Source organism: Labilibaculum manganireducens (genome assembly GCF_002843385.1).
Taxonomy (GTDB): Bacteria; Bacteroidota; Bacteroidia; order Bacteroidales; family Marinifilaceae; genus Labilibaculum; species Labilibaculum manganireducens.
The window spans coordinates 1-1,291 of the sequence record NZ_MVDE01000087.1 but is presented as its reverse complement, the minus strand read 5'-3'; the positions used below and the strand labels follow the sequence as shown (position 1 = coordinate 1,291).

The following is a 1,291-nucleotide window of genomic DNA, read 5'->3' as shown; positions in this document are numbered from 1 at the left end:
CAACTTATTTATGGAGTACCGGCGAAACAACACAGACAATCACAGTTTCGGCGAGTGGAAATTACAGCGTAACAGTAATTGATGCCAACGGCTGTTCCGCAACAGATGATGCCAATGCAACAATACACCCGAATCCAACCGTCAATTTGGGAGTCGATCAGGAAACCTGTGCCGGCAACAGTATTTCATTTGATGCAGGAAATGTTGGTGCCACTTATTTATGGAGTACCGGAGAAAGCACTCAGACGATTACAGTTTCTACTTCAGGAAACTACAGCGTAACAGTAACTGATGCCAACGGCTGTTCCGCAACAGATGATGCTAATGCAACAATACACCCGAATCCAACCGTCAATTTGGGAGCAGATCAGCAGACTTGCTCAGGAAATACGATCACTTTTGACGCCGGCAATGCAGGATCAACTTATTTATGGAGTACAGGAGAAACCACTCAAAGCATTACGGTTTCTACTTCAGGCAATTACAGCGTAACAGTAACAGATACCAACGGCTGTTCAGCAACAGACGATGCCAATGCAACTATCCATGCAAATCCGGTTGTTGATTTAGGAATTGATCAGGAAACCTGTGCCGGAGGCACCATCACATTTGATGCCGGCAACGCAGGATCAACCTATTTATGGAGTATCGGTGAAACCACTCAAAGCATTACAGTTTCTGCTTCAGGAAATTACAGCATAACAGTAACAGATGCCAACGGCTGTTCAGCAACAGACGATGCCAATGCAACAATACATCCGAACCCAACAGTTAATTTGGGAGTCGATCAGGAAACCTGTGCCGGCAACAGCATCACTTTTGATGCCGGCAATGCAGGATCAACCTATTTATGGAGTACCGGTGAAACTACTCAAAGCATTACAGTTTCTGCTTCAGGAAATTACAGCATAACAGTAACTGATACCAACGGCTGTTCAGCAACAGACGATGCCAATGCAACAATAAATCCGAATCCAGTTATTGATTTAGGAGTCGATCAGGAAACCTGTGCCGGCAACAGTATTTCATTTGATGCAGGAAATGTTGGTGCCACTTATTTATGGAGTACCGGTGAAACAACACAGACAATTACAGTTTCGGCGAGTGGAAACTACAGCGTAACAGTAATTGATGCCAACGGCTGTTCAGCAACAGACGATGCCAATGCAACAATACATCCGAATCCAGTTATTGATTTAGGAATTGATCAGGAAACCTGTTCCGGCAACAGCATCACATTTAATGCAGGAAATGTTGGTGCCACTTATTTATGGAGTACCGGTGAAACCAC

The 1,291-nt window shown here is 44.5% G+C and carries 1 protein-coding gene; it reads left to right on the top strand.

What is annotated here, in order from left to right; all coding sequences use genetic code 11:
* Positions 1-1,291, top strand: a 1,291-nt coding sequence (locus BZG01_RS21720; protein ID WP_218973197.1) for a hypothetical protein, incomplete at both ends; no start/stop codon positions are given.